Source organism: Kumtagia sp., from assembly GCF_059502445.1.
On the sequence record NZ_JCACER010000005.1, the window covers coordinates 86867 to 110581 of the forward strand.

20 protein-coding genes are annotated in these 23715 nt (G+C 66.8%); 10 read left to right on the forward strand and 10 right to left on the reverse strand.

Annotation, left to right across the window (positions count from 1 at the left end; genetic code table 11):
• Positions 1–23 precede the first annotated feature (23 nt).
• From AC5JDC_RS02015 to AC5JDC_RS02040, 6 genes are all read right to left on the reverse strand, one after another.
• On the reverse strand, positions 24–443 hold the full coding sequence (locus tag AC5JDC_RS02015) for a DoxX family protein (RefSeq protein WP_495838665.1): 420 nt from the start codon (positions 441–443) through the stop codon (positions 24–26).
• Between the two features lie 101 nt (positions 444–544).
• Complete coding sequence (gene fumC, locus AC5JDC_RS02020) at positions 545–1942, reverse strand: class II fumarate hydratase (RefSeq protein ID WP_106772098.1); 1398 nt, start codon at positions 1940–1942, stop codon at positions 545–547.
• Between the two features lie 374 nt (positions 1943–2316).
• A complete protein-coding gene (groL, locus tag AC5JDC_RS02025) occupies positions 2317–3960 on the reverse strand; it encodes a chaperonin GroEL (protein ID WP_106772099.1) in 1644 nt (547 codons plus the stop codon).
• A gap of 63 nt (positions 3961–4023) precedes the next feature.
• A complete protein-coding gene (gene groES / locus AC5JDC_RS02030) occupies positions 4024–4320 on the reverse strand; it encodes a co-chaperone GroES (protein ID WP_106772100.1) in 297 nt (98 codons plus the stop codon).
• A 318-nt stretch (positions 4321–4638) separates the two neighbouring features.
• On the reverse strand, positions 4639–6510 hold the full coding sequence (locus AC5JDC_RS02035; RefSeq protein WP_495838669.1) for a pilus assembly protein TadG-related protein: 1872 nt from the start codon (positions 6508–6510) through the stop codon (positions 4639–4641).
• Between the two features lie 195 nt (positions 6511–6705).
• The gene (locus AC5JDC_RS02040; protein ID WP_106772101.1) at positions 6706–7128 is read right to left on the reverse strand and encodes a hypothetical protein; all 423 of its coding nucleotides are present in this window, start codon (positions 7126–7128) and stop codon (positions 6706–6708) included.
• A 184-nt stretch (positions 7129–7312) separates the two neighbouring features.
• Between AC5JDC_RS02040 and AC5JDC_RS02045 the strand changes: the two genes are divergently transcribed.
• The 3 genes from AC5JDC_RS02045 to AC5JDC_RS02055 all read left to right on the forward strand — a co-directional run bounded on the left by AC5JDC_RS02045 (position 7313) and on the right by AC5JDC_RS02055 (position 10096).
• Entirely contained in the window at positions 7313–8164 is an 852-nt protein-coding gene (locus AC5JDC_RS02045) for a TIGR01459 family HAD-type hydrolase (protein WP_495838671.1), read from the forward strand.
• Positions 8165–8176: 12 nt separating this feature from the next.
• A complete protein-coding gene (locus AC5JDC_RS02050; protein WP_495838673.1) occupies positions 8177–9163 on the forward strand; it encodes a bifunctional riboflavin kinase/FAD synthetase in 987 nt (328 codons plus the stop codon).
• 114 nt (positions 9164–9277) lie between these two features.
• Positions 9278–10096, forward strand: coding sequence for a MipA/OmpV family protein (locus tag AC5JDC_RS02055; RefSeq protein WP_495838675.1), 819 nt, complete (start codon positions 9278–9280; stop codon positions 10094–10096).
• Between the two features lie 24 nt (positions 10097–10120).
• Here AC5JDC_RS02055 and AC5JDC_RS02060 read toward each other — a convergent pair whose 3' ends face one another.
• Both AC5JDC_RS02060 and AC5JDC_RS02065 read right to left on the reverse strand, forming a co-directional pair.
• A complete protein-coding gene (locus tag AC5JDC_RS02060) occupies positions 10121–10555 on the reverse strand; it encodes an RES family NAD+ phosphorylase (RefSeq protein WP_495838677.1) in 435 nt (144 codons plus the stop codon).
• A gap of 2 nt (positions 10556–10557) precedes the next feature.
• Positions 10558–11010: an Xre family toxin-antitoxin system antitoxin gene (locus AC5JDC_RS02065; RefSeq protein WP_245428378.1), complete on the reverse strand. Its 453-nt coding sequence runs from the start codon at positions 11008–11010 to the stop codon at positions 10558–10560.
• Between the two features lie 290 nt (positions 11011–11300).
• Between AC5JDC_RS02065 and ileS the strand changes: the two genes are divergently transcribed.
• Both ileS and AC5JDC_RS02075 read left to right on the forward strand, forming a co-directional pair.
• On the forward strand, positions 11301–14399 hold the full coding sequence (ileS, locus tag AC5JDC_RS02070; protein WP_495838680.1) for an isoleucine--tRNA ligase: 3099 nt from the start codon (positions 11301–11303) through the stop codon (positions 14397–14399).
• A 172-nt stretch (positions 14400–14571) separates the two neighbouring features.
• On the forward strand, positions 14572–15237 hold the full coding sequence (locus tag AC5JDC_RS02075) for a hypothetical protein (protein WP_245428379.1): 666 nt from the start codon (positions 14572–14574) through the stop codon (positions 15235–15237).
• On the opposite strand, the gene AC5JDC_RS02080 is transcribed toward AC5JDC_RS02075, so the two are convergent.
• Complete coding sequence (locus tag AC5JDC_RS02080; protein ID WP_495838682.1) at positions 15238–15690, reverse strand: nucleoside deaminase; 453 nt, start codon at positions 15688–15690, stop codon at positions 15238–15240.
• Between the two features lie 73 nt (positions 15691–15763).
• Here AC5JDC_RS02080 and AC5JDC_RS02085 point away from each other — a divergent pair, with 73 nt between their 5' ends.
• From AC5JDC_RS02085 to AC5JDC_RS02105, 5 genes are all read left to right on the forward strand, one after another.
• The gene (locus AC5JDC_RS02085) at positions 15764–18004 is read left to right on the forward strand and encodes a pseudouridine synthase (RefSeq protein ID WP_495838684.1); all 2241 of its coding nucleotides are present in this window, start codon (positions 15764–15766) and stop codon (positions 18002–18004) included.
• Complete coding sequence (gene rsmD, locus AC5JDC_RS02090) at positions 18005–18559, forward strand: 16S rRNA (guanine(966)-N(2))-methyltransferase RsmD (RefSeq protein ID WP_495838686.1); 555 nt, start codon at positions 18005–18007, stop codon at positions 18557–18559.
• Between the two features lie 97 nt (positions 18560–18656).
• Positions 18657–20027, forward strand: coding sequence for a M16 family metallopeptidase (locus AC5JDC_RS02095; protein ID WP_495838688.1), 1371 nt, complete (start codon positions 18657–18659; stop codon positions 20025–20027).
• A 22-nt stretch (positions 20028–20049) separates the two neighbouring features.
• On the forward strand, positions 20050–21393 hold the full coding sequence (locus AC5JDC_RS02100) for a M16 family metallopeptidase (RefSeq protein ID WP_495838690.1): 1344 nt from the start codon (positions 20050–20052) through the stop codon (positions 21391–21393).
• A complete protein-coding gene (locus AC5JDC_RS02105) occupies positions 21393–22235 on the forward strand; it encodes a patatin-like phospholipase family protein (RefSeq protein WP_495838692.1) in 843 nt (280 codons plus the stop codon). The genes AC5JDC_RS02100 and AC5JDC_RS02105 overlap by 1 nt, the downstream gene beginning before the upstream one ends.
• Positions 22236–22243: 8 nt before the next feature.
• Here AC5JDC_RS02105 and AC5JDC_RS02110 read toward each other — a convergent pair whose 3' ends face one another.
• Positions 22244–23674 (reverse strand): MATE family efflux transporter, encoded by a 1431-nt coding sequence (locus tag AC5JDC_RS02110; protein ID WP_495838694.1) that lies wholly within the window; start codon positions 23672–23674, stop codon positions 22244–22246.
• Positions 23675–23715 lie beyond the last annotated feature (41 nt).

The following is a 23715-nucleotide window of genomic DNA, read 5'->3' on the forward strand; positions in this document are numbered from 1 at the left end:
CCTTCGAGGAATGTGCGGAAAGATCAGCCGCGCCGGGCGTCGACCGACAGCGATCCGGCGCCGAGGCCGGCAAGCACCAGCAGCCCGCCGGTGACCGACAGGTTCTTCAGGAAGAACAGCTGCTGCACCTGGTCGGCGAGGTTGGTGTGGGCGATCAGCGTCGCGCCGATGGTGAAGGCGGCGATCGCCAGCGCGGCGATGCGCGTCTTGTAGCCGACGAAGATGGCGAGGCCGCCGAAGAACTCGAGCAGGCCGACCAGCACAGCCAGGATCGTCGGCAGCGGCAGGCCGATGCTGCCGAACCAGCCGGCGGTGCCGCCGATGTCGATCAGCTTGCCGAAGCCGGCATAGATGAACATCAGCGACAGCAGTACGCGGCCGACGGCGACGATCGCGCCGGCGGCCGCCGTGGGCTGCGCGGCGACGGAAGAGTTGATGGACATGGGAAGCGCTCCGATGGGTTGAATCCACCGGCAACATAGATCGGCGCCATCGTTCACAGAAGAGACGAAAACGTCGACACATCGTTCATTTTTGGAACAAGTTACCCCGGCCGCGTCATCTCCTCCGGCCGCACGATCCGGTCGTAGTCCTCGCCGCTGACCAGTCCCGTCGCCAGCGCCTCTTCGCGCAGCGTGGTGCCGTTCTTGTGCGCGGTCTTGGCGATCTTGGCGGCGTTGTCGTAGCCGATGGTCGGCGCCAGGGCCGTCACCAGCATCAGCGAGCGCTCAAGTGCCGCCTTGATGTTGTCCTCGCGGGCCTCGATGCCGACCACGCAATTGTCGGTGAAGGAGACCGCCGCGTCGCTCAACAACTGCACGGACTGGAGGAAATTGTAGGCCATCAGCGGATTGTAGACGTTGAGCTCGAAATGGCCCTGGCTGCCGGCGAAGGTGATGGTGGAATTGTTGCCCATCACCTGGATGCAGACCTGGGTGAGCGCCTCGCACTGGGTGGGGTTCACCTTGCCCGGCATGATCGACGAGCCCGGCTCGTTCTCCGGCAGCGACAGTTCGCCGAGCCCCGAGCGCGGGCCGGAGCCGAGCAGGCGGATGTCGTTGGCGATCTTGAACAGCGCGGCGGCGGCCGAGTTGATGGCGCCGTGCGAGAACACCATGGAATCGTGGGCTGCCAGCGCCTCGAACTTGTTGGGAGCGCTGACGAAGGAAATGCCGGTGATGGCGGCGATGCGCTCCGCCACCTTCTCCGCGAAGCCGATCGGCGCGTTCAGCCCGGTGCCGACCGCCGTGCCGCCCTGCGCCAGTTCCTGCAGGCCGGGCAGCGTCGTCTCGATGCGCTTGATCGACGAGGCGACCTGCGCGGCATAGCCGGAAAACTCCTGGCCGAGCGTCAGGGGGGTGGCGTCCTGCGTGTGCGTGCGGCCGATCTTGACGATGTGCGCGAATTCCTTCGCCTTCGCGTCGAGTGCGCCGTGCAGGTGCTTCAGGGCCGGCAGCAGGTCGTGGATGATGCGCTCGGCGCAGGCGATGTGCATGGCCGTCGGATAGGTGTCGTTCGACGACTGGCTCATGTTGACGTGGTCGTTGGGATGGACCGGCTTCTTCGAGCCCATCTCGCCGCCGAGCAGTTCGATGGCGCGGTTCGAGATCACCTCGTTGGCGTTCATGTTGGACTGCGTGCCGGAGCCGGTCTGCCACACGACCAGCGGAAAATGCTCGTCGAGCTTGCCGTCGATCACCTCCTGCGCGGCGGTGATGATGGCGCCGCCGATCTTTGCGTCGAGCTTGCCGAGCGCCATGTTGGCCTCCGCCGCTGCGCGCTTGACGATGCCGAGCGCGCGCACCACCGACAGCGGCTGCTTCTCCCAGCCGATCTTGAAGTTGCCGAGCGAGCGCTGCGCCTGGGCGCCCCAGTAGCGGTCTCCCGCAACCTCGATCGGGCCGAACGTGTCCGTCTCGGTCCGCGTGGATGTCTCGCTCACAGTCGCCTCCGTGCTTTTTGCGCGCGGCATCGCTACCGCGTTGCACAACGGGCTTCAAGGGCGGAGTGGGCAACGGCGGGAACCAAATCGGTTAGATATCGGAAAGGCCTGGGCAGCGGGCAGGGGAGCTTTCGCTGCCGGCACCGGGGAGCTTTATCGGAGCACCATAAAGAACGCCTCCTGCACCTGTTACAGTGCTGGAGGCGCCCTTTTTGTCCTCTGCATTCTTTCGAACTGCTTTGGACACCAGCACAATGCGCAGCCGGCGAAAAGGTTGCAGGCCGGAAACGGACTTTTCGAACTTTTTTTGCCGTACGAAAAAGGGCGGCATCGCTGCCGCCCTTTCCGTATTTCCGAGCCTTGGTCGGCTGGACTTAGAAGTCCATGCCGCCCATGCCGCCCATGCCGCCGCCCGGCATTGCCGGAGCGCCCGACTCCTTCTTCGGAGCCTCGGCGATCATGGCCTCGGTGGTGACCAAGAGGCCGGCGACCGAAGCGGCGTCCTGCAGGGCCGTGCGCACGACCTTGACCGGGTCGACGATGCCCATGGCGATCATGTCGCCATATTCGCCGGTCTGGGCGTTGTAGCCGAAGGTCGCGCCCTTGTTCTCCAGGATCTTGCCGGCGACGATCGAAGCTTCCGCTCCGGCGTTGGCGGCGATCTGGCGGGCCGGAGCCTGCAGCGCGCGGCGCACGATGGCGATGCCGGCCGTCTGGTCGGAGTTCACGCCGGTCGACTTCAGGTTGGCCGAAGCGCGCAGCAGGGCGACGCCGCCGCCGGCCACGATGCCTTCTTCCACGGCCGCGCGGGTCGCGTTGAGGGCGTCGTCGACGCGGTCCTTCTTCTCCTTGACCTCAACCTCGGTGGCGCCGCCGACGCGGATGACGGCAACGCCGCCAGCCAGCTTGGCGAGACGCTCCTGCAGCTTCTCACGGTCGTAGTCCGAGGTGGTCTCCTCGATCTGCTGCTTGATCTGGGCGACGCGGCCCTGGATCTCGGCCTTCTTGCCGGCGCCGTCGACGATGGTGGTGTTCTCCTTGGAGATCGACACCTTCTTGGCGCGGCCGAGCATGTTGAGGCCGACATTCTCCAGCTTGATGCCGAGGTCTTCGGAGATGACCTGGCCGCCGGTGAGGATGGCGATGTCCTCGAGCATGGCCTTGCGGCGGTCGCCGAAGCCCGGAGCCTTGACGGCGGCGATCTTCAGGCCGCCGCGCAGCTTGTTGACGACCAGCGTGGCCAGAGCCTCGCCCTCGACGTCTTCCGAGATGATGACCAGCGGCTTGGAGGTCTGCACGACGGCTTCCAGAACCGGCAGCATGGCCTGCAGGTTGGAGAGCTTCTTCTCGTGCAGCAGGATGTAGGCGTCCTCCAGCTCGGCGACCATCTTGTCCGGGTTGGTGACGAAGTACGGCGAGAGATAGCCGCGGTCGAACTGCATGCCTTCGACGACTTCAAGCTCGGTCTCGGCGGTCTTGGCTTCCTCGACGGTGATGACACCCTCGTTGCCGACCTTCTGCATGGCTTCGGCGATCATCTTGCCGACCGACTCGTCGCCGTTCGCCGAGATGGTGCCGACCTGCGCGACCTCTTCCGAGGTCTTGATCTTCTTGGCGGCCTTGCCGAGATGGGCGACGACCTCGGTCACGGCGAGATCGATGCCGCGCTTCAGGTCCATCGGGTTCATGCCGGCGGCAACCGCCTTGTGGCCTTCCTGGACGATCGACTGCGCCAGAACGGTCGCGGTCGTGGTGCCGTCGCCGGCGATGTCGTTGGTCTTGGAAGCGACCTCACGGATCATCTGCGCGCCCATGTTCTCGAACTTGTCGGAAAGTTCGATCTCCTTGGCGACGGTGACGCCGTCCTTGGTGATGCGCGGGGCGCCGAACGACTTGTCGATGACGACGTTGCGGCCCTTGGGGCCGAGCGTCACCTTGACGGCGTCGGCGAGGATGTTGATGCCGTGCAGCATGCGCTCACGGGCATCGCGGGAGAATTTTACGTCTTTAGCAGCCATTGCTTAGCTCCTGGGCTCGAAGCCCTCGAATGAAGTGGAATGGATGGCGAAAGGGATCGCGGGTCAGCCGATGATGCCCATGATGTCGGATTCCTTCATGATCAGAAGGTCTTCGCCATTGAGCTTCACCTCGGTGCCCGACCACTTGCCGAACAGCACGCGGTCGCCGGCCTTGACGTCCAGCGGCACCAGCTTGCCGCTCTCGTCGCGGGCGCCGGAGCCGACGGCGATGATTTCGCCTTCCTGCGGCTTTTCCTTGGCGGTGTCGGGGATGATGATGCCGCCCTTGGTCTTCTCCTCGGACTCGACGCGGCGAACGACCACGCGGTCATGCAGCGGCCGGAATTTCGACTTTGCCATGTTTGACTATCCTTGAAACGGACGTTGAAAGGGTTCCTCCGTCCGGCATGCCGGACTGCCGTTAGCACTCACTGGTAGCGAGTGCTAACATGGGAGGCGAAATAGGAGTGCCCCGTTTCGATGTCAAGACGATGACGTCGTGGGAAGGCGCATTTTCGTGTTGCGGCGCATCCGGACGGCCTGCGGATCGCATGGGCACGGCCGACTTGTCAAATCATGCTCCGCCGCGCGGCCGACGGAGAAAACCATCCCGCCGGCCGGCGGGATGGTTTGGGCAGCTGCAGCAGGCCCGAGAGGGGCGGGGCTTAGGAGCGTGTTTCAGCCGACGATGCGCAGGTTGGAAAGCTCGTCGCCGATCTTCTTGAAATCGTCGGACAGGGTCTTGCCGGTCGAGTTCCAGAACAGTTTTGCCGGCTTGCTCGGATCGTCCGGGTCCTTGCGGAAGCGGGAATCCGAGGCGCATTTCTTGAGCATCTCGATCTGTGTCTTTTCCGCCGGCTTCGAGCTGCTGAGGTCGAGCGCCACGGTCATCACCATGATCTTCTTCGCCTTGGCGTTGTCGCACAGCTTCTTGAAGTGTTCGTTCATCGCGGCGGTGTAGTTGGCGTTGTCGTAGTTGGTGTTCGAGATCGAGCTGCTGGTGCCTCGGAACATGCGCCCGAGTTCGGTGCTGTTGATCAGCTTGACATAGCCGAGCGCCGAATAGGTGGATTTGTTCCCCGCCTCGTCCGAAGCGCCAAACCAGCCCGGCGTATAGTAGGTATTCGCCCCGTCGGTGACGACGATCACCACCTTGTCGTTGCCCTTCTCCGTCTCGGGACGGCCTCCAGTGAAAGGTTCGCCGCTAGACACCGTGCGCCAGCCCCAAGCCATTCCCTCGGGCACGTTGGTGGCGCCGTCAGGCTGCATGGCGTCTATGGCCGCATTGATTGCGGTTTTGCCCGCCGCAACGGAAACGTCGGTTAGCGGTGTGATGGCCGTGGTCGTGCAGCTATGGTTCGGACCGACGATGACATAATCGTTCGAGCGAACATACTCGCCGGACTGTGATTGGGCCTTGAAGTACTTGGGCATGTATTTCTGCCGGACCGCGGCGTTGCCGGTCGTGTCGTCCGGCCACCAGTTGTTATACGAATTCACGTTTCCGCCTTCGTCCGGCCCGAACATCGGCACGAACAGCGTTGCGGGAGTTGTGGAGGATGGCGGCGTGTCGTCGACATTGTAGGGGCTGGGCCGCGCCTCGACGCAGCCTTTCCAGCTCGCATAGGGCGCGTAGTTCGTCTGATAGTAGCCGACGTCCTTGTAGTAGCCCGAGTAGCATGTGCCCCGGTAGGAATAGGTACATACCCATTCAGTGCCGGTCTTGACGAATGTCGTTCCGGTGATGCGCTTCACGTCATGATACATGCTGAAGCGCGTGATCTTGTTCTCTTCCTCGGCACCCCAGTCCTTTCCTTTTTTACGCCATACCCCGCCTTCCTTTGCGACGTATTTGGTTGAACTGTACGACGTGCCCATCGTCGACCAGTCGAAGTTTTCGTGGTGGATCGGCGAGATGCCGTCCTGATCCATCCAGGACGCGTTTTCATACGTCGACCCGACATTGACGGAGGCGGCGAACGGCACGACCGAGAACTGCACCGGCTTGGACACCTGCTTCATCTGCTCGCCCTGCTTGGCTAGCGTGCTGACCAGTTCCTTGGCCGCCGCCTTCAGCAGGTCGATGCGCAGCTGGTTGGAGCTGCCGCCCTTGTCGAACATCGACCGCGAGTTGTCGAGCACAAGCGCCACCTCCAGCGTGTTCTTGAGCTGGACTTCCGAGAAGGCGCCGAGATCGATTTCCGTGACCGCGTTCTTGCCGAGCAGGCTGGTCAGCACCGGCAGGAAATGCGGGCTGTATTTCAGGTCGGCGGTGAGCTTCACCGTTCCCCCGCCCGTGTCCGCGTTGGGAAGCGCCAGCGTCAGGTCGACCTTGCTCATGTCGAGCCCATTCGAATTGATCCGGAAGAACTCCTCGGCGAAGGCCGGCAGTTGCTCCTCCGGCGTGCCTGCCTGATAGGCGCGCGCCGTTGCCAGCGCGGCGGCATCGAGCGCGTTGAGCGCCTGGCTGCGCTCGCGCGTCATCTCCGAATAGTCGATCGCCACCGCCAGCCCACCCATCAGCGGCACCATGGCGATGGCGGTCAGCATCGCGTAGTTGCCTCGCCGATCCGCCCAGAATTTTCGCAACATCCGATAGCCCCCGAATTTGATCGGCGGCACTGTCGCAGGAAGACCTGAAAATCCCGTCTTTCGCGACGCTTCAAATTGTAGGGAAACGTTCAGTCATGGTTAACCAGCGCGGCCGTGCGCCGCCTGTCGGCGGCAGTTCTCGCCGCGGCGAGCCTAGTGGCGCCGCCCGTTCGGCGCCGCTTTCTCGCCGGGGAGGGCGGCCGCCAGCGCGATGATCTTGGCCTGCACGGCCTGCGCCTCGGCCGCCGCCGCATGGCCGGCCGGCTCGGCGAGCGCGGCATCCGCTGCGGGCGCGCCGATGCTGATGCTCCTGCTGTCGCCAGCGGTCTTGACGGCCTGCATCGCCGCGTCGACCGAGCGCGCCAGCCGGGCGATCTCCTGACGCGCCTGGCGCGCATGCACCAGCGCCAGGACGGCGAAGCCGGTCCCGGCCGCCGCCAGCACCAGCGTCGCGACGGTGGCGGCCAGAACCACGTCCGGCAGGCTCAACCCGAGCCCGGTGATCCGTTTCAACACGAAAAACCCCACGCCGCTTACCACGGCGGCGCCGGCTATGCCGACCAGTCCCCGCTGCATTGTCCCGTCCCCGGTGAGGCGCAGTCCCGTGCGCCGCGACGTGCCCTGTCGCGAGCATGAGTCTCGCACGACGGGGCGACGCTGTTAAGTCAAAGCTGGTGACAGAGTGAAAACTCTCGGTTAATTCCGGTCACCGCGCACGCGACGCGCATTTTTTCACAACAACGACGGGACGTGCCGGGCCTTGGTCAAATTTGTCGGATCCCTCCAGGATATTGCCGCTTCCTATTCTGTGCTGCTGTGCGACGTATGGGGCGTGGTGCACAATGGCGTGCGGCCCTTCGACGATGCGGTCGCCGCCCTGATCGAAGCGAGGCAAAAAGGTGCCGCCGTGATCCTGGTCACCAATTCGCCGCGCCTGACCGCCGGCGTCACCCGGCAGATCCAGGGGATCGGCGTGCCGGACACGGCCTGGGACCGCATCGTCACCTCGGGCGACGTGACGCGCGAGCTGATCCGCCACGGCCCGCGCCGTGTCTGCCACATCGGCCCGGATCGCGAGGAATCGATCTTCGACGGCCTCGACGTCGAGGTGGTCGAGGAATGGGAGGCCGCGGCGGTGGTCTGCACCGGTCTGCACGACGACGAGAGTGAAACGCCCGAGGATTATGCCGAGCAATTGCGCCGGCTGCGCTCGCGCGACCTGCCGATGATCTGCGCCAATCCCGATCTGGTGGCGGAGCGCGGCCACAAGATGGTGTTTTGCGCCGGGGCGCTCGCCCGCGACTATGCCCTGCTCGGCGGCCGCACGCTGATTGCCGGCAAGCCGCATCGGCCGATCTACGATGCGGCGCTCGAGGCGGCTGCGGAGGTGCTCGGACGCCCGGTTTCGGCCGGTGACGCGCTCGCCATCGGTGACGGCATGCTGACCGACGTCAAGGGCGCCGCCGACTACGGCATCGACGTTCTCTACGTGTCGGCCGGCATCCACGCCGCCGACTACGGCGATCCCGACCGGCCCGATCCCGAGCGGCTTGCCGCCTTCCTGGCGCATCATGGCCAGGCGCCGGTCGCCGTGATGCCGCGGCTGTGCTAGGAGAAGACAATCATGGCGGCCAAGGACTTCGTCTGGTGTCGCGACGTGGCGGGGCTGCCGCGGCACCTGCGCGGCGGCGTCGTGGCCATCGGCAATTTCGACGGCATGCATCGCGGCCACCAGGCGGTGCTCGACCGCGCGCTGGCCGAGGCGGCCGCCGCCGGCGTGCCGGCGCTGGTGCTGACCTTCGAGCCGCATCCGCGCTCCGTCTTCCGCCCGGATATCCCGCTGCCGCGCATCACGCCCGCTCCGGTCAAGGCGCGGCTGGTCCGGCTGCTTGGCTTCGACGCCATCGTCGAGCAGGAGTTCACACGCCAGTTCGCTGGCAAATCCGCCGACGACTTCATCGGCGAGACCCTGATGAAGCATCTTGGCGTCAGCCATGTCGTCACCGGTTTCGATTTCCATTTCGGCAGGAACCGGCAGGGCGATCCGGCCTTCCTGGCCGCCGCGGGGCGCAGGCATGGTTTCGGCGTCACCCAGGTGGAGGCGTTCCGCGACGAGGGCGGCGCCGTCGTTTCGTCGAGCCGCATCAGGGCGCTGCTGGGCGAAGGCGATGTGGCCGAGGCCGCCGGGCTGCTCGGCTACCGCTTCACTATCGAAGGCGAGGTCGTGCACGGAAGGAAGCTCGGCCGCACGATCGGGTTTCCGACCGCCAACATGGTCCTGCCGGAGGATGCGGTGCTCGCGCACGGCATCTATGCGGTCCGGCTGCGCCGCGCCGATGGAAGGCTGTTCGACGGCGTGGCGAGTTTCGGCCGCCGCCCGACCGTGGAGAGCGACGGCGTCCCGCTGCTCGAGACCTATGTCTTCGGTTTCGACGGCGACCTCTACGGCGAGGTCTGCGACGTCTCCTTCTTCGGCTTTCTGCGCGGCGAGGAGAAGTTCGACGGGCTCGACGCGCTGATGGCGCAGATCAGGCGGGACGAGGAGGAAGCGCGCGCGCTGCTCTCGGGTGTGCGGCCGCTGTCGGAACTCGACCTGCGCCTGGCCTTCTGAGGTCCGCTGGAAAAGCGCTGCCGGTTCGCGCGAAGTCGCCGGCATTTAAGTCAAACTTTACCGTCCTGGTTGCAAATCCTGCTCGTCCTCATTTGGTCGGAGTCCGGGCACCCCATGGCAAAAGCTCTCCTCGTCGGCAGCGTGAGCGTCTTTCTCGCCGGCGCCACGACAATGGCCGCGGCCGGGGAGAAATCCGGCTTCTTCGACTGGGTGCACGGCGACTGGTATCTGACCGTCGGCGCGGCCGGCTTCGCCGCCCCCGAGTTCGAGGGCGCCGGCGACACGATCTTCCGGGCGACGCCGATGATCTCGCTCGGCAAGGTCGGGCCGGAAGCCCGCTTCGTGTCGCGCAACGACAACATCTCCTTCTCGCTCTACGACAGCGGGGCGTTCCGGACGGGCGCGGTCGGCAAGATCGTCTTTCCGCGCGACGCCGACGACGCCGACGATCTGAACGGCCTGAGCGACGTCGGCTGGGGCGCCGAGCTCGGCGCCTTCGCGGAGGTCTATCCGACCGACTGGCTGCGCGTGCGCGGCGAGCTCCGCCAGGGCGTCGGCGCCCATCACGGCGTCGTCGCCGACGTCGCCGTCGATGCCTTCACCGACGTGACCGAGACGGTGCGGGTGTCCGGCGGGCCGCGCCTGTCGATGGCTTCGGCCGACTATTTCCGCACCTATTACGGCGTCGATGCCGGGGAAAGTGCTGCCTCCGGCCTGAGCGAGTACGACCCGGGTGGCGGCCTGCGGTCGGTCGGCGCCGGCGGCGCCGTCACCTGGAAGACTACGGACAGGATCACCACCAGCGCTTTTGCCGAATATGCGCGGCTGCTCGGGCCGGCGGCCGACTCGTCCCTGGTGGAGGAGCGCGGCTCGAAGAACCAGTTCATGATCGGCATGTCGGCGACCTACCGGTTCGATTTCACGGTTCCCTGAGCCGTATGGTCTGCGGACCGAAACCTATCCAATCAGGCGCGGGTCGATCGGATGCTCCGTCCGGCTGTCGATCGTGATCGAGGTATTCTCGAGCAGTGCCGGGCTGAGCAGGTAGTTTGTGGTGAACGGCGCGACGACCGACGGCACAGCCATCACCGCGTATCGGCCTTCGCTGACGAAGCGCGTGCCGATGTCCTGCGTCAGGCCGAGATTTTCGGCCCAGTCGTCCGGCAGGGACGGTGCGAAGATTTCAGCTCCGTCGGGGACATGGATTCCGAGAAGCTGGTAAGCGGCCGGCGCATCCTCAAGGTCGATATGCACCAGCATCTCGAGGAGTGCGGCCGCCGGATGGTCGGCGCAGTAGACGATCGGGGTCCCCAGCCTGTTCCAGCGCGCCGCCGAAAGCTCGCCGCCTCGACCCGTGAGGTCGGCGTGGCCGGAAATGCGCCAGACGCGCACGATCAGGCGAACATGCCGTAGTCGATGCGGTGCAGTTCCTGCTCGACGATGTGAGCGCCGGTCTCCGAACGCAGCAGGTCGATCGGCCGGGCGTTTTCAAGCGCCCGGCTTTCCTTGCGAAGCCAGCGCTGAGCCTTCTCATGGTTGCCGAAGACCCGGTCCGCCATGTCCGAGATGCGCTCGAGCCGCAGGACGCGATCGGATTCGACCAGGCTCAACCGTTCAGCTTGCTCCTTCCTGCGGGCGAGAGTGCGCCGGGGGCCGACAATGGCGTGGATTTCTGCGTTGGTGAAACCTCGATCGCGCAGGGCTTCGATACTGTCGGGCATCAGCCGGAATTCGCCGGCGCGTATCTCCGAGCCCTGGAATTCGCCTCTGTGCCGTCCGACGTCGATGTAGACGCCGTGGCTCGGCAGCTCTTCCTCGACGATCTTGTTCACCCGGGTTCCGGCCATTGCCGCCTCCAAGCCAATTGCGCTCCAGGATAGGTGCAATTGGCCTTGCCTTCAAGAAAATGCCGGCCGATGCGCACTTTTCAATACACCGCGGCTCCGTTAAAGAGCGTGGCATGACTTTCGCAACGCGTAGCGTCGCCGCCACGATACGAATTACCGGCCCGGCCTTCCGGGCGGCCTGAGGTCGCCGGAAGCCCCGGGAGAATTTTGCCTCGGCGCACTCGCGCTTTTCCCAGATCGTGATAGTTGGACGCCTGGCACCTTGCGGCCGGGCGAGACATGGCAAGACGATGACCGACACCACCGAAAAACGCGACTATTCGAAGACGCTCTACCTGCCGCAGACGAATTTCCCGATGCGCGCCGGCCTGCCGGAGAAGGAGCCGCAGATCGTCGCCCGCTGGCAGGAGATGGACCTTTACAGGAAGCTGCGCGAGGACGCCGCCGGCCGGCCGAAATACGTGCTGCATGACGGCCCGCCCTACGCCAACGGCAATATCCATATCGGCCATGCGCTCAACAAGATCCTGAAGGACGTGATCACGAAATCCTTCCAGATGCGCGGCTACGATTCCAACTACGTGCCGGGCTGGGACTGCCATGGCCTGCCGATCGAGTGGAAGATCGAGGAGGAGAATTACCGGTCCAAGGGCAAGGCCAAGCCCGACCTGTCCGACCCCGCCGCCATGGTCGCCTTCCGCCAGGAATGCCGTGCCTATGCGGAAAAGTGGATCGCCGTGCAGGGCGCCGAGTTCCAGCGCCTCGGCGTCGTCGGCGACTTCAAGGACCCGTACCTCACCATGAGTTTTCACGCCGAGTCGCGCATCGCCGGCGAGTTGCTGAAATTCGCCGCTAGCGGCCAGCTCTACCGCGGCTCGAAGCCGGTGATGTGGAGCGTGGTCGAGCGCACCGCGCTGGCCGAGGCCGAGGTCGAGTATCAGGATTACGAGAGCGATACGGTCTGGGTGAAGTTTCCTGTAAGGTCTTTGACCGGGGATGAGAGGCGTAAGCAACTCTTCGCTGATTTGGTGCATGCAAACGTCGTCATCTGGACCACGACGCCTTGGACGATCCCAGGCAACCGCGCCGTCGCCTTCTCGCCGCGCGTTGCTTACGGGCTCTATGAGGTAACGGCTGCCGAGAACAATTTCGGCCCACAGCCGGGGGAGAAACTGGTCTTTGCCGATGCCTTGGCGGAAGAGTCGTTTGCGAAGGCGAAACTTCAATTCGAACGTCTCCATTCACTAGTCGACATTGATCTTGCCACTTTGGTCTGTTCCCATCCGCTAAAAGGCCTCGGCGGCGGTTACGAATTCCCCGTCCCCATGCTCCCCGGCGACCACGTCACCGACGACGCCGGCACGGGTTTCGTGCACACCGCGCCCGGCCACGGCCGCGAGGACTTCGACGCCTGGATGGACGCGGCGAAGGACCTGCGCGCGCGCGGCATCGACACGGCTATCCCCTTCACCGTCGACGATGCCGGCTTCTTCACCAAGGACGCGCCGGGCTTCGGCCCCGACCGTGAGGGTGGGGCGGCGCGTGTCATCGACGACAGCGGCAAGAAGGGCGACGCCAACAAGGCCGTCATCGACGCGCTGATCGAGCGCAACATGCTGTTCGCGCGCGGGCGGCTGAAGCACCAGTATCCGCATTCGTGGCGCTCGAAGAAGCCGGTGATCTTCCGCAACACGCCGCAATGGTTCGTCTATATGGACAAGCCGCTGCCGCAATTCTCCCCCCTCGGGGGGGAGATGGCCGCGAAGCGGCCAGAGGGGGTGACCTCAGAAGGCACCGCCAGAACGTCGAGCGCTGCCGAGGCTACCCCCACCGCCGCCTTCGGCGGCACCTCCCCCGCAAGGGGGGAGGGAGCGCCGACGCTCCGGCAACTCGCCCTCGCGGCCATCGACGCCACCCGCTTCGTGCCGGCGGCGGGCCAGACGCGGCTGCGCGCCATGATCGCCGAGCGGCCGGACTGGGTGCTGTCGCGCCAGCGCGCCTGGGGCGTGCCGATCTGCGTCTTCGCCGACGCGGACGGCAACGTGCTGAAGGACGACGCCGTCAACCGGCGCATCCTCGACGCCTTCGAGAAGGAGGGCGCCGACGCCTGGTTCGCCGAGGGCGCCAAGGAGCGGTTCCTCGGCAACGCGCACGACGCCGGCAAGTGGACCATGGTCAAGGACATCCTAGATGTCTGGTTCGATTCCGGTTCCACCCACACCTTCACGCTGGAGGACCGGCCGGACCTGAAGTGGCCGGCCGACGTCTATCTCGAAGGCTCGGACCAGCATCGCGGCTGGTTCCATTCCTCGCTGCTGGAAAGCTGCGGCACGCGCGGCAGGGCGCCCTACGACACGGTCGTCACCCATGGCTTCACCATGGACGAGGACGGCCGGAAAATGTCGAAGTCGCTCGGCAATACGGTCGTGCCGCAGGACGTGATGAAGCAGTCCGGCGCCGACATCTTGCGCCTGTGGGTGATGACCACCGACTACTGGGAAGACCAGCGGCTGGGCAAGAACATCCTGCAGACCAACATCGACGCCTACAGGAAACTGCGCAACACCATGCGCTGGATGCTCGGCACGCTGGCGCATGACGACGGCGCGCAGGTGCCTCTGGCCGAGATGCCGGAGCTGGAGCGGCTGATGCTGCACCGGCTTTCGGAACTCGACGAGGTGGTGCGGACCGGCTACGACGCCTTCGATTTCAAGCGCATCGCCAAATCGCTGCTCGACTTCATGGTGGTCGATCTGTCGGCCTTCTATTTCGACATCCGCAAGGACGCGCTCTACTGCGACGCGCCGTCGAGCCTCCGCCGGCAGGCGTCGGTGCAGGTGGTGCGCCATCTGTTCGACCATCTGGCGACCTGGCTGGCGCCGATGCTGCCCTTCACCATGGAGGAGGCTTGGCAGGAGCGTTATCCCGACTGCGTCTCCATCCATCTGGAGCAGTTCCGCGAGGTGCCGGCCGGCTGGCGCGACGATGCGCTGGCGGAGAAATGGCGCAAGGTGCGCAAGGTGCGTTCCGTGGTGACGGCGGCGCTGGAGATCGAGCGCGCGAGGAAGGTGATCGGCTCGTCGCTGGAGGCGGCTCCTGCGGTGTTCGTCGCCGATGCCGACCTCTTTGCGGCGGTCAAGGACGTCGACCTGGCCGAAGTGGCGATCACCAGCGCCATCACGGTGTCGCCGGCGGAAGGTCCGGTGGAGGCGTTCCGGCTCGACGAGGTGGGCAGCGTCGCGGTGGTTCCCGGCCTTGCCTCGGGCACCAAATGCGCGCGGTCGTGGCGCTACACCGACGACGTCGGCTCCGATCCGGAGTTCCCCGACGTGTCGGCACGCGACGCGGCGGCGCTGCGCGAGCTGCGCCAACTCGGCCGGTCTGTGTGAAAAGATGTGGCGGTCGTTGTGAACGGCCGCCGCATGAAGTAGAGAATTAACCATTCTGGCCGACAAACTATCGCCGGATTTGCCGGCCATTGCCGTACCGGGGACATCCGGGCGATTTGAGAGGCTTATCGCGTTGACACTTCTTGGCATGACGGGAAACCGCCGCGCGGGCTTGACCGCCGCAGGTCTGGTGGCCGCCGCAGCGGCGCTTTCGGGCTGCATGAGCGGCCCTACCTATGGCACGGACAAGACCTCGTCCGAGCAGCTCGTTGGCGATGTCAGCAACATCCTGTCGCTGGGCCCGCCCGAGCGCCCGGCGATCGACTACAAGCCGAGGCCGGACCTCGTGAAGCCCGCAAAGGGCGAAGCCAAGGGCGCATTGCCCGCGCCGCAGGAGAGCGTCGCCTCGACCGCCAATCCGGCCTGGCCCGAATCGCCCGAGCAGAAGCGGGCGCGGCTGCGCGCCGACGCCGACGAGAATCGCGACAATCCGTTCTGGAAGCCGCAGATCGAGCCGGACATGGCGCGCGCCAATGCAGGGCCGACCGAGAAGAACCCGGTCATGAACACCCGGCATCTGGAGACCGGCGTCGCGCCGGTCGGCTTCAACACCGCCAAGCAGCAGAACGAGGCGTTCCGCAAGAAGCTTGCCCAGGAGCGCCAGGGCAGCCCGACCACCCGCAGATATCTCAGCGAGCCGCCGCTTGATTATCGCCAGGCCTCCGCGACCGCGCCGACCGGCGACCTCGGCGAGGACGAGATCAAGAAGGAGCGGCGGCTGAAGGCTGCGGCGCGCAAGAAGAACGACCGGAGCTGGGCAGACATCCTGCCCTGGTAGTCAGTCGTCGCGGCGCTCGCGAAAGAAGCGCTTGAGCAGGTCCGAAGCGGCTTGCTCGCCGATCCCCGAATAGATGTCCGGCACGTGATGGCAGGTCGGCGAGGTGTAGAAGCGGACGCCGCTGACCACCGCGCCGCCTTTCTCGTCCGCCGCCCCGAAATACAGCCTCCTGATGCGGGCGAAGGAGATGGCGGCCGCGCACATGGCGCAGGGCTCCAGCGTGACGTAGAGGTCGGCACCGGTCAGCCGTTCGGCGTCGAGCCGGTGCGACGCCTCGCGGATCGCCAGCATCTCGGCATGGGCGGTGGCGTCCTTCAGTTCGCGCGTGCGGTTGCCGGCGCGCGCCACCACCGCGCCGTCCAGGACCACGACGGCGCCGATCGGCACCTCGCCCCGCCCGGCGGCGGCCTCGGCCTCGGCAAGCGCCAGGCTCATGAAATCCGGGCGTTTCACCGGCACATCCTCGGACATTTCCCTCGCACCTAAAGAACGTTACTGCTACACCCCGCCCGGAAAGGCAAAGGCCATGGACGACGAACAAAGAAAACCCCCGCGAAAAGGCGGCCATGGCGGCCCGAAGGGCGCCGGTGCGCGCCCCGGCGGCAAGGGCGGCAAGCCCGGATTTGCCGGAAAGGGCGGCAAGCCGCGGCCGCGCTCCGACGAGGGCCGGCCGGCTTTCGGCGGCAAGGCCGGCAAGCCGTTTCGCGCGGCACCGGCACGCGGCGGGGCCGAGGGCGATGCCGCGCGGCCGCGCGGCGACAAGCCGTTCCGCAAGCCGCGCGAGGAGGGCGATGCCGGTCGCGCCGAGACGCGCGGCGGCTCTCGCGGCGAGCGCAAGCCTTTCAGGCGCTATGATGAGGGCAGACCGCAGGGCGCAGGCAACGCCGGGCCGGGCCGCCGCGAGCGGCGCGACGGCGGCGATACGGCCAAGCCGGAGCGCGCCGACCGGCCGTTCCGTGCCGGCCCGCGCCCCGAGGGAAAGCCATTCGCCAGGCGGCGCGACGACGGCGCTCCCGAGGGCGAACGCCCGCGCCGTTTCGATCGCGACGACCGGCCCCAAGGCGACGGCGAGCGCCCGCGCCGTTTCGAGCGGGACGAACGTCCTCGCGGCGAAGCGGATCGCCCGCGTCGCTTCGACAAGCCTTCCGGCACGGGACCGCGCCCCGAGCGCAAACCTTTCGAAAAACGTCCGGCGGGAACGGCAAAATCCGGCGGAGACAGGAAGCCGTTCGCGCCGTCCGCGAGTTCCGGCGAGGCAGCCGGCGGCGAGCGCCCGCGCCGTTTCGAGCGGGACGAACGTCCTCGCGGCGAAGCGGATCGCCCGCGTCGCTTCGACAAGCCTTCCGGCACGGGACCGCGCCCCGAGCGCAAACCTTTCGAAAAACGTCCGGCGGGAACGGCAAAATCCGGCGGAGACAGGAAGCCGTTCGCGCCGTCCGCGAGTTCCGGCGAGGCAGCCGGCGGCGAGCGCATCGCCAAGCGGCTGGCCCGCGTCGGCATCGCCTCGCGCCGCGACGCCGAGGAACTGATCGCCGCCGGGCGGGTGCGCGTGAACGGAAAGGTGCTGGAAAGCCCGGCCTTCAACGTGTCGACCGACGACGTCATCGAGCTCGACGGCAAGCCGCTGCCGCCGGTCGAGCGCACCCGGCTGTTCCTGTTCCACAAGCCGGCCGGCGTGGTCACCACCAGCCGCGATCCGGAAGGCCGGAAGACCGTCTTCGACGTGCTGCCGGCCGAGCTGCCGCGGTTGATCACGGTCGGCCGCCTCGACATCAACACCGAGGGGCTGCTGCTGCTCACCAATGACGGCGGGCTGGCGCGCACGCTGGAACTGCCGGCGACCGGCTGGCTGCGGCGCTACCGGGTGCGCGTGCACGGCAAGGTCGACGAGAAGGCGCTGGCCGAACTCAAGGACGGCATCGCCGTCGACGGCGTGTTCTACGGCTCCATCGAGGCATCGCTCGACCGCGAGCAGGGCAGCAGCAATGCCTGGCTCACCATCGGGCTGCGCGAAGGCAAGAACCGCGAGGTCAAGAACATTCTCGGCGCGCTCGGGCTCGACGTGACGCGGCTGATCCGGATCTCCTTCGGTCCGTTCCAGCTGGGCGAGCTGCCGGAAGGCCATGTCCAGGAGTTGAAGGGGCGCATGTTGCGCGACCAGCTCGGTGAGCGGCTGATCGAGGAATCGGGTGCCAATTTCGAGGCGGACATCGTCAGGCCGTTCTCCAACAAGCCGACCCGGCGCAGCGTGGACGACAGGCCTGAAGCGGCCGAGCGGGCGGCGGCGCGGCCTCTGAAGATTGGCGAAGGCGGGCTGATCAAGGCGCGGGGACGCGACAAGGATCGCATGCGCGAGGACGCTCTGGGCAGGCTTTCGACCAAACCGCGGGGTGGCGGCTTCGGCAAGCACGGAAAGCCTGAAAGCGGTGGTTTCCCCAAGCCGGAGCGCGGGGCGAAGGATGCGCATGGCGAGCGCCGGCCTAAGCCGGCCTTCGGCGATCGGACACCACGCGGCAAGGGCGAGCGCGAGCAGCGGCCGATCGAGCCGCCGGGGGGCCGCAAGGCCAATGTGTGGATGGCTCCGGGCGCCCGGCCGTTGAGCAAGAACCACGCCCTGGAGGAGGAGAAGTCCGCCAAGCGGACGGAGGGGGGCAGCGCGGGACGCAAGAGGGCGCCGAGTTCGTCGTCGGCTACCTCATCCGCGGCCTCCGGCCGGACCCTCCCCACAACGGGGAGGGATGGCCGCAAGCCGCGCAAGGACGACTAGATGCGCATCGTCGGCGGCGATCTGCGCGGCCGGCCGCTGGCCGCGCCGCGCTCCCAGGACATCCGCCCCACCACCGACCGTGCCCGCGAGGCGGTGTTCAACGTCCTCGCGCACCGCTTCGCCGATCGCCTGGCCGGCGCGCGCGTGCTGGATCTCTTTGCCGGCACCGGCGCGCTCGGGCTCGAAGCCATGTCGCGCGGCGCCGCCTTCTGCATGTTCATCGAGGAGTCGGCCGAGGGCAGGGGGCTGATCCGCACCAATGTGGAAGCCTTCGGGCTGACGGGCCGCACGAAGATCTTCCGGTGCGACGCCACCCGGCTGGGCGAGGCCGGCAACATCCAGCCTTTCGGCCTGCTGTTTGCCGATCCGCCTTATGGAAAAGGTCTCGGCGAAGCGGCGCTGCGCTCGGCGCGCGGTGGCGGCTGGCTGCTGCCCGGGGCGCTCTGCCTGGTCGAGGAGACCGCCGCGGTGCCGTTCGGGCCGGTCGAGGGTTTCGAGCTTCTTGACGAGCGCGGCTATGGCGAGACGGTGATCCGCTTCCTCGAGGTTGCCTGACTTCGGCCTCTTTCAGGGTCAAGATGACGAACAATTCACTTTCCGGTCGCAGCGGACCATCCATATAAGGCCGGACCGACCCGTCTCAGGAGCCTTCATGAGTCTCGCCGCTCAGCCGGTCCGCCATCTCGCAACTGCTCTCCTTCTGCTCCTCCTGTCGCTCGCGCCCGTTTTCGCGGAAGCGCCGCGTCCGCAGGAGCGGGTCGAGAACTTCCTGCTCGGCAACGGCATGGAAGTGGTGGTCATCCCCGATCACCGCGCGCCGATCGTCACCCACATGGTCTGGTACAAGGTGGGCAGCGCCGACGAGCCGCCGGGGAAATCCGGCATCGCGCATTTCTTCGAGCACCTGATGTTCAAGGGCACGACGAACCACAAGCCCGGCGCGTTCGACGCCGCGGTGGCCGAGATCGGCGGTGATCAGAACGCCTTCACCTCCTACGACTACACCGCCTATTTCCAGACGGTGGCGCCGGACGCGCTCGGCGGCATGATGGGGCTGGAAGCCGACCGCATGCGCAATCTCACCCTCACCGACGACGTGATCGCCACCGAGCGCGACGTCGTGCTGGAGGAGCGCCGCTCCCGCATCGAGGGCGATCCGCAGTCGCTACTGTCGGAAGAGGTGCAGGCGACGCTGTTCCAGAACCATCCGTACCGCGTGCCCGTCATCGGCTGGATGCACGAGATGGAGCAGCTCAACCGGGAAGATGCGGTGGCCTTCTACGACCGCTACTATACGCCCAACAACGCCGTGCTTGTCGTCGCCGGCGATGTCGACGCGGCGACCGTCAAGCGGCTGGCCGAGGAAACCTACGGCAAGGTGGCGCGCGGCCCCGACCTGCCGCCGCGCCTGCGCCCGACCGAGCCGGAGCAGAACACCAGCCGCACCGTCACCATGGCCGACCCCAGGGTGACCATACCGGGCTTCGCGAAATACTGGCTGGCGCCGTCCTATCGCACCGCCGAGCCCGGCGAGGCCGAGGCGATGGACCTGTTGTCGGAGATACTCGGCGGCGGTACCCGCAGCCGGCTCTACCAGCAACTGATCGTCAAGAGCGACCTGGCCGCCGGGACCGGCGCCTTCTATGACGGCACGGCGCTCGACGAGACCAGTTTTGTCGTCCACGGCTCGCCGCGCGGCCCCGACGGGCTGGCGAAGCTCGAGGCGGCGGTCGATGCCGAGATCGTCCGCATCCAGCGCGACGGCGTTTCGGCCGACGAGCTGGACCGGGCGAAGAACCGCCTGGTGCGCAGCATGATCTTCGCCCGCGACAACCCGGCCGGCATGGCCAACATGTATGGCGCGGCGCTCACCACCGGCAACACGGTCGAGGACGTGCAGCAGTGGCCGGCCCGCATCGAGGCGGTGACCGCCGAGCAGGTCAAGGCGGCGGCGCTCAAGTATCTCAAGCCGGACCAGTCGGTGACGGCCTATCTGTTGCCGGCCGCCGGCACGTCGAACTGAACGGCAGGACGGGAACCCGGACATGCGAAATCGGCTTGCCTCATCCGCCGCTGCCGCCGCCGCGGCGCTTGCGTTCCTCATGCTGATCGTCAGCCTTCCCGCGCAAGCGGAAGTAAGGATTCAGCAAGTCCGCTCGCCCGGCGGCATCACCGCCTGGCTGGTCGAGGACTATACCGTGCCGATCGTGGCGCTGCGTTTCGCCTTTGCCGGCGGCGTGTCGCAGGACCCGCCCGGCAAGGAAGGCATCGTCAACCTGATGACCGGCCTGTTCGACGAGGGCGCCGGCGATCTCGACAGCGACGCCTTTCAGACGCGCCTCGACGATGCCGGCGCGGAAATGAGCTTCCGGGCGAGCCGCGACAATGTCTACGGCTCGATGCGCATGCTGGCCGACCAGAGGAGCGAGGCGCTGGAGCTGATGCGGCTCGCGGTCACCGCGCCGCGCTTCGACCAGGCGCCGATCGACCGCATCCGCAGCCAGATCGCCGCCGGCATCCGCGCCCAGGAGCGCGACCCCGAGGTGGAGGCTGGACGGCGCTGGCTGGCGGCGCTCTATGGCGACCATCCCTACGCCAGGCCGGACGAAGGCACGGCTCAGTCGCTCGCCGCCATCACCGCCGACGACCTGCGCGTCCTCCACAAGGCGCTGTTCGCCCGCGAGCAGCTCAAGGTGGCGGTGGTCGGCGCCATCGACGCCAAGACCCTGGGTGCCGAGCTCGACCGGCTGTTCGGCGCGCTGCCGGAAAAGCCGGCGCTGCGGCCCGTCCCCGACATCGCGCCGAAGCTGGCGCAGCGCATCGACTATGAATATGCGCTGCCGCAAACCAGGCTGCGCCTCGCCTATCCCGGCGTCGCCCGCAACGATCCGGAGTTCTTTCCGGCGGTTCTCATGAACCATATTCTCGGCGACGGCACCTTCACCTCGCGACTGTTTCGCGAAGTGCGCGAGAAACGCGGCCTGACCTACGGAATCAGCTCGTCCCTGGTGAACTACGAGCATGCCAACGCCCTGGTCATCGGCACCTCGACGCGCGCCGGCAAGGGCGGCGAGACGCTGGGCATCATTCAGGACGTCGTGAAGGGGATGGCCGAGGACGGGCCGACCGAAGCCGAACTGGCCGACGCGAAGAAATATCTGATCGGCGCCTATGCCATCAACAACCTGAATTCGTCGGGTTCGATCGCCTCGACCCTGGTCGAATTGCAGCTCGACGAGCTCGGCGCGGATTACATCGACCGTCGCGCCGACTATATCAATGCCGTGACGCTTGATCAGGCCAGGGCCGCGGCGCGCAGGCTTCTCGGCGCCGAGCCGGCGATCATGCGATTTGGACCGGCGGAGGCCGAGGAAAAAGAGGGCAATTGATGAGCCCGACATTTGCGGTCGCATTCGGCGGCGGGGGCGCAAGGGGCCTCGCCCATATCCATGTGATCGAGACGCTGGACGAGCTCGGCATCCGCCCGGTCGCCATCTCCGGCTCGTCCATCGGCGCCATCATGGGAGCCGGCATGGCTGCCGGCATGTCGGGCCGCGACATCCATCATTATGCCGGCGCGATCCTCGGCCGCCGCGCCGAGGTCGCCAGCCGCATGTGGCGCGCCCGCCCGGAAACGTTCGCGGCGGCGCTGCAGGGCGGCATCCGCGTCAGTCAGTTCAATATCGAGCGCATCCTCAAAGCGTTCCTGCCGGACGCTATCCCCGACAGCTTCGAGGAGCTGAAAATCCCGCTCAAGGTCACTGCCACCGACTTCTACGGCCACAAGCTCGCGGTCTTCGAGGAAGGCGACCTCGTCTCCGCCCTCGCCGCCTCGGCGGCCATTCCCGCCGTGTTCAGCCCGGTGCAGCGCGACGGCGTGCTGTTGATCGACGGCGGCATCTACAACCCCGTGCCCTTCGATCTCGTCTCGGGGCTGGCCGACATCGTCATCGCCGTCGACGTCGTCGGCGCGCCCGAGCCTGGCGGGCGCACGCGGCTCACCTCCATCGACATGATGTTCGGTGCGACCCAGTTGATGATGCAGTCGATCATCGCCGGCAAGCTGGAACACGGCCAGCCGGACATCCTCATCCGCCCGCCGGTCTCGCGCTTCCGCGTGCTCGACTTCATGAAGGTGGAGTCGGTGCTCGCCGAGACGGTCGGCGTCCGCGACGAGCTGAAGCGCGCGGTCGACAAGGCGATCGACCTGCGCGAGAAGCGGCGGGCGTAGGGAGCAACCTATCCCTGCAGCGTCGCCGCCTTGCCGCTGGTGAATGGCGACTGACCGGACGGCGGCGGGTCGGGCATCGGCTGGTCCTTGGGCGGCTCGGCGGCGATCCGGTTGATGACCCGGAAGCAGACGACGACCGACAGCACGCCGAACACCACGGCGCCCAGGCCCCAGCCGGCGATCACGCCGATGGCGCCGTAGAGCGAGGCGCCGGCCCATACGAAGGGGATGACGCCGAGCGTCGAGCGGCCCCAGTTGAACAGCGTCGAATAGGTCGGATAGCCGAGATTGTTGAAGGCGGCACTCGCCACGAACAGCGCGCCGTTGAACAGGAAGCTGCCGGCGGCGAAAAGGCAGAAGAACACGATCAGCTCGCGCGAGAGCCCCTGTGCTCCGAACAGTCCGGCGATCGGACCGGCGAACAGCGCCAGCAGCGCCCAGACGATGGCGACATAGGCGACCGTTACGACAAGGCTGTCGCGCATGGTCGTCACGATGCGGTCGTAGCGCTTCGCCCCGAAATTCTGGCCGAGGATCGGCCCGACCGCGCCCGACAGAGCGAAGACGACGCCGAACGCCACCGGTATGATGCGCCCGATGATCGCCCAGCCGGCCACCGCCTGGTCGCCGAAGGCCGCCATCTCGACGGTGACATAGGTGTTGCCGACCGGCGTCGCGACCTGGGTGAGCACCGCCGGCCAGCCGATGGCGAAGAACGGCCGCGCCGCTTCCCTGAGCCGCGCCCAGTCGGGCAGCCGCACCAGCCGGTGAACGTGGTGGGCGCCGTGGATGCCGATCGCCAGCATGACGACGCGCGCCAGCACCGTTGAGATCGCCGCGCCGTCGAGCCCGAGGCCGAGGCCGAAGATCAGGATCGGGTCGAACACGGCGGCGGCCAGCCCGCTGCCCAGCGTCACATACATCGCCCGCCTGGCGTCGCCGACCCCGCGCAGGATGCCGGTGGCGCACATGCCGAGCGCCACCAGCGGCGTCGACGGCAGCACGATCTGCAGGAAGCGCACCGACAGCGTCAGCGTCTCGCCGCGCGCCCCCATCAGCGCGACCAGCTGGTGCAGGAAAGGCCACACGGCGGCGGTCAGGATCGCCGTCGTCGCCGCCATGAACACGAGCGAGGCGCCGCCCATGCGTGCTGCCTCCTCGCGGTCGCCGCGGCCGAGGCAGCGCGATACCAGCGCGCCGCAGGCGATGGTGAAGCCGATGGCGACCGAGATCGTGAAAAACAGCAGGGTCGAGGCGAAACCGACCGCGGCCGCCAGTTCCTCGACGCCGAGCAGCGAGATGTAGAACAGGTTGAGCGCGTCGACGACGAAGATGGAGATCAGGCCGACCGATCCCGTCGCCGTCATCACCACGACGTGGCGCATCGTCGAGCCGACGGTGAAAGTCGCGGCCTGCGCCTGCCTGGGTGTACCGGTCATGACGTCGGGACGGCCGGGATCTCCGGTCCGGTTACGGTTGG

Coding starts and splice junctions, on each gene's coding strand:
- AC5JDC_RS02055 (WP_495838675.1), top strand. CDS start 9,278: ATGGCAAAAGCTCTCCTCGTCGGCAGCGTGAGCGTCTTTCTCGCCGGC.
- AC5JDC_RS02015 (WP_495838665.1), bottom strand. CDS start 443: ATGTCCATCAACTCTTCCGTCGCCGCGCAGCCCACGGCGGCCGCCGGC.
- AC5JDC_RS02035 (WP_495838669.1), bottom strand. CDS start 6,510: ATGCTGACCGCCATCGCCATGGTGCCGCTGATGGGTGGGCTGGCGGTG.
- AC5JDC_RS02105 (WP_495838692.1), top strand. CDS start 21,393: ATGAGCCCGACATTTGCGGTCGCATTCGGCGGCGGGGGCGCAAGGGGC.
- AC5JDC_RS02110 (WP_495838694.1), bottom strand. CDS start 23,674: ATGACCGGTACACCCAGGCAGGCGCAGGCCGCGACTTTCACCGTCGGC.
- rsmD (WP_495838686.1), top strand. CDS start 18,005: ATGCGCATCGTCGGCGGCGATCTGCGCGGCCGGCCGCTGGCCGCGCCG.
- AC5JDC_RS02100 (WP_495838690.1), top strand. CDS start 20,050: ATGCGAAATCGGCTTGCCTCATCCGCCGCTGCCGCCGCCGCGGCGCTT.
- AC5JDC_RS02085 (WP_495838684.1), top strand. CDS start 15,764: ATGGACGACGAACAAAGAAAACCCCCGCGAAAAGGCGGCCATGGCGGC.
- AC5JDC_RS02050 (WP_495838673.1), top strand. CDS start 8,177: ATGGCGGCCAAGGACTTCGTCTGGTGTCGCGACGTGGCGGGGCTGCCG.
- AC5JDC_RS02040 (WP_106772101.1), bottom strand. CDS start 7,128: ATGCAGCGGGGACTGGTCGGCATAGCCGGCGCCGCCGTGGTAAGCGGC.
- ileS (WP_495838680.1), top strand. CDS start 11,301: ATGACCGACACCACCGAAAAACGCGACTATTCGAAGACGCTCTACCTG.
- groL (WP_106772099.1), bottom strand. CDS start 3,960: ATGGCTGCTAAAGACGTAAAATTCTCCCGCGATGCCCGTGAGCGCATG.
- AC5JDC_RS02095 (WP_495838688.1), top strand. CDS start 18,657: ATGAGTCTCGCCGCTCAGCCGGTCCGCCATCTCGCAACTGCTCTCCTT.
- AC5JDC_RS02065 (WP_245428378.1), bottom strand. CDS start 11,010: ATGGCCGGAACCCGGGTGAACAAGATCGTCGAGGAAGAGCTGCCGAGC.
- groES (WP_106772100.1), bottom strand. CDS start 4,320: ATGGCAAAGTCGAAATTCCGGCCGCTGCATGACCGCGTGGTCGTTCGC.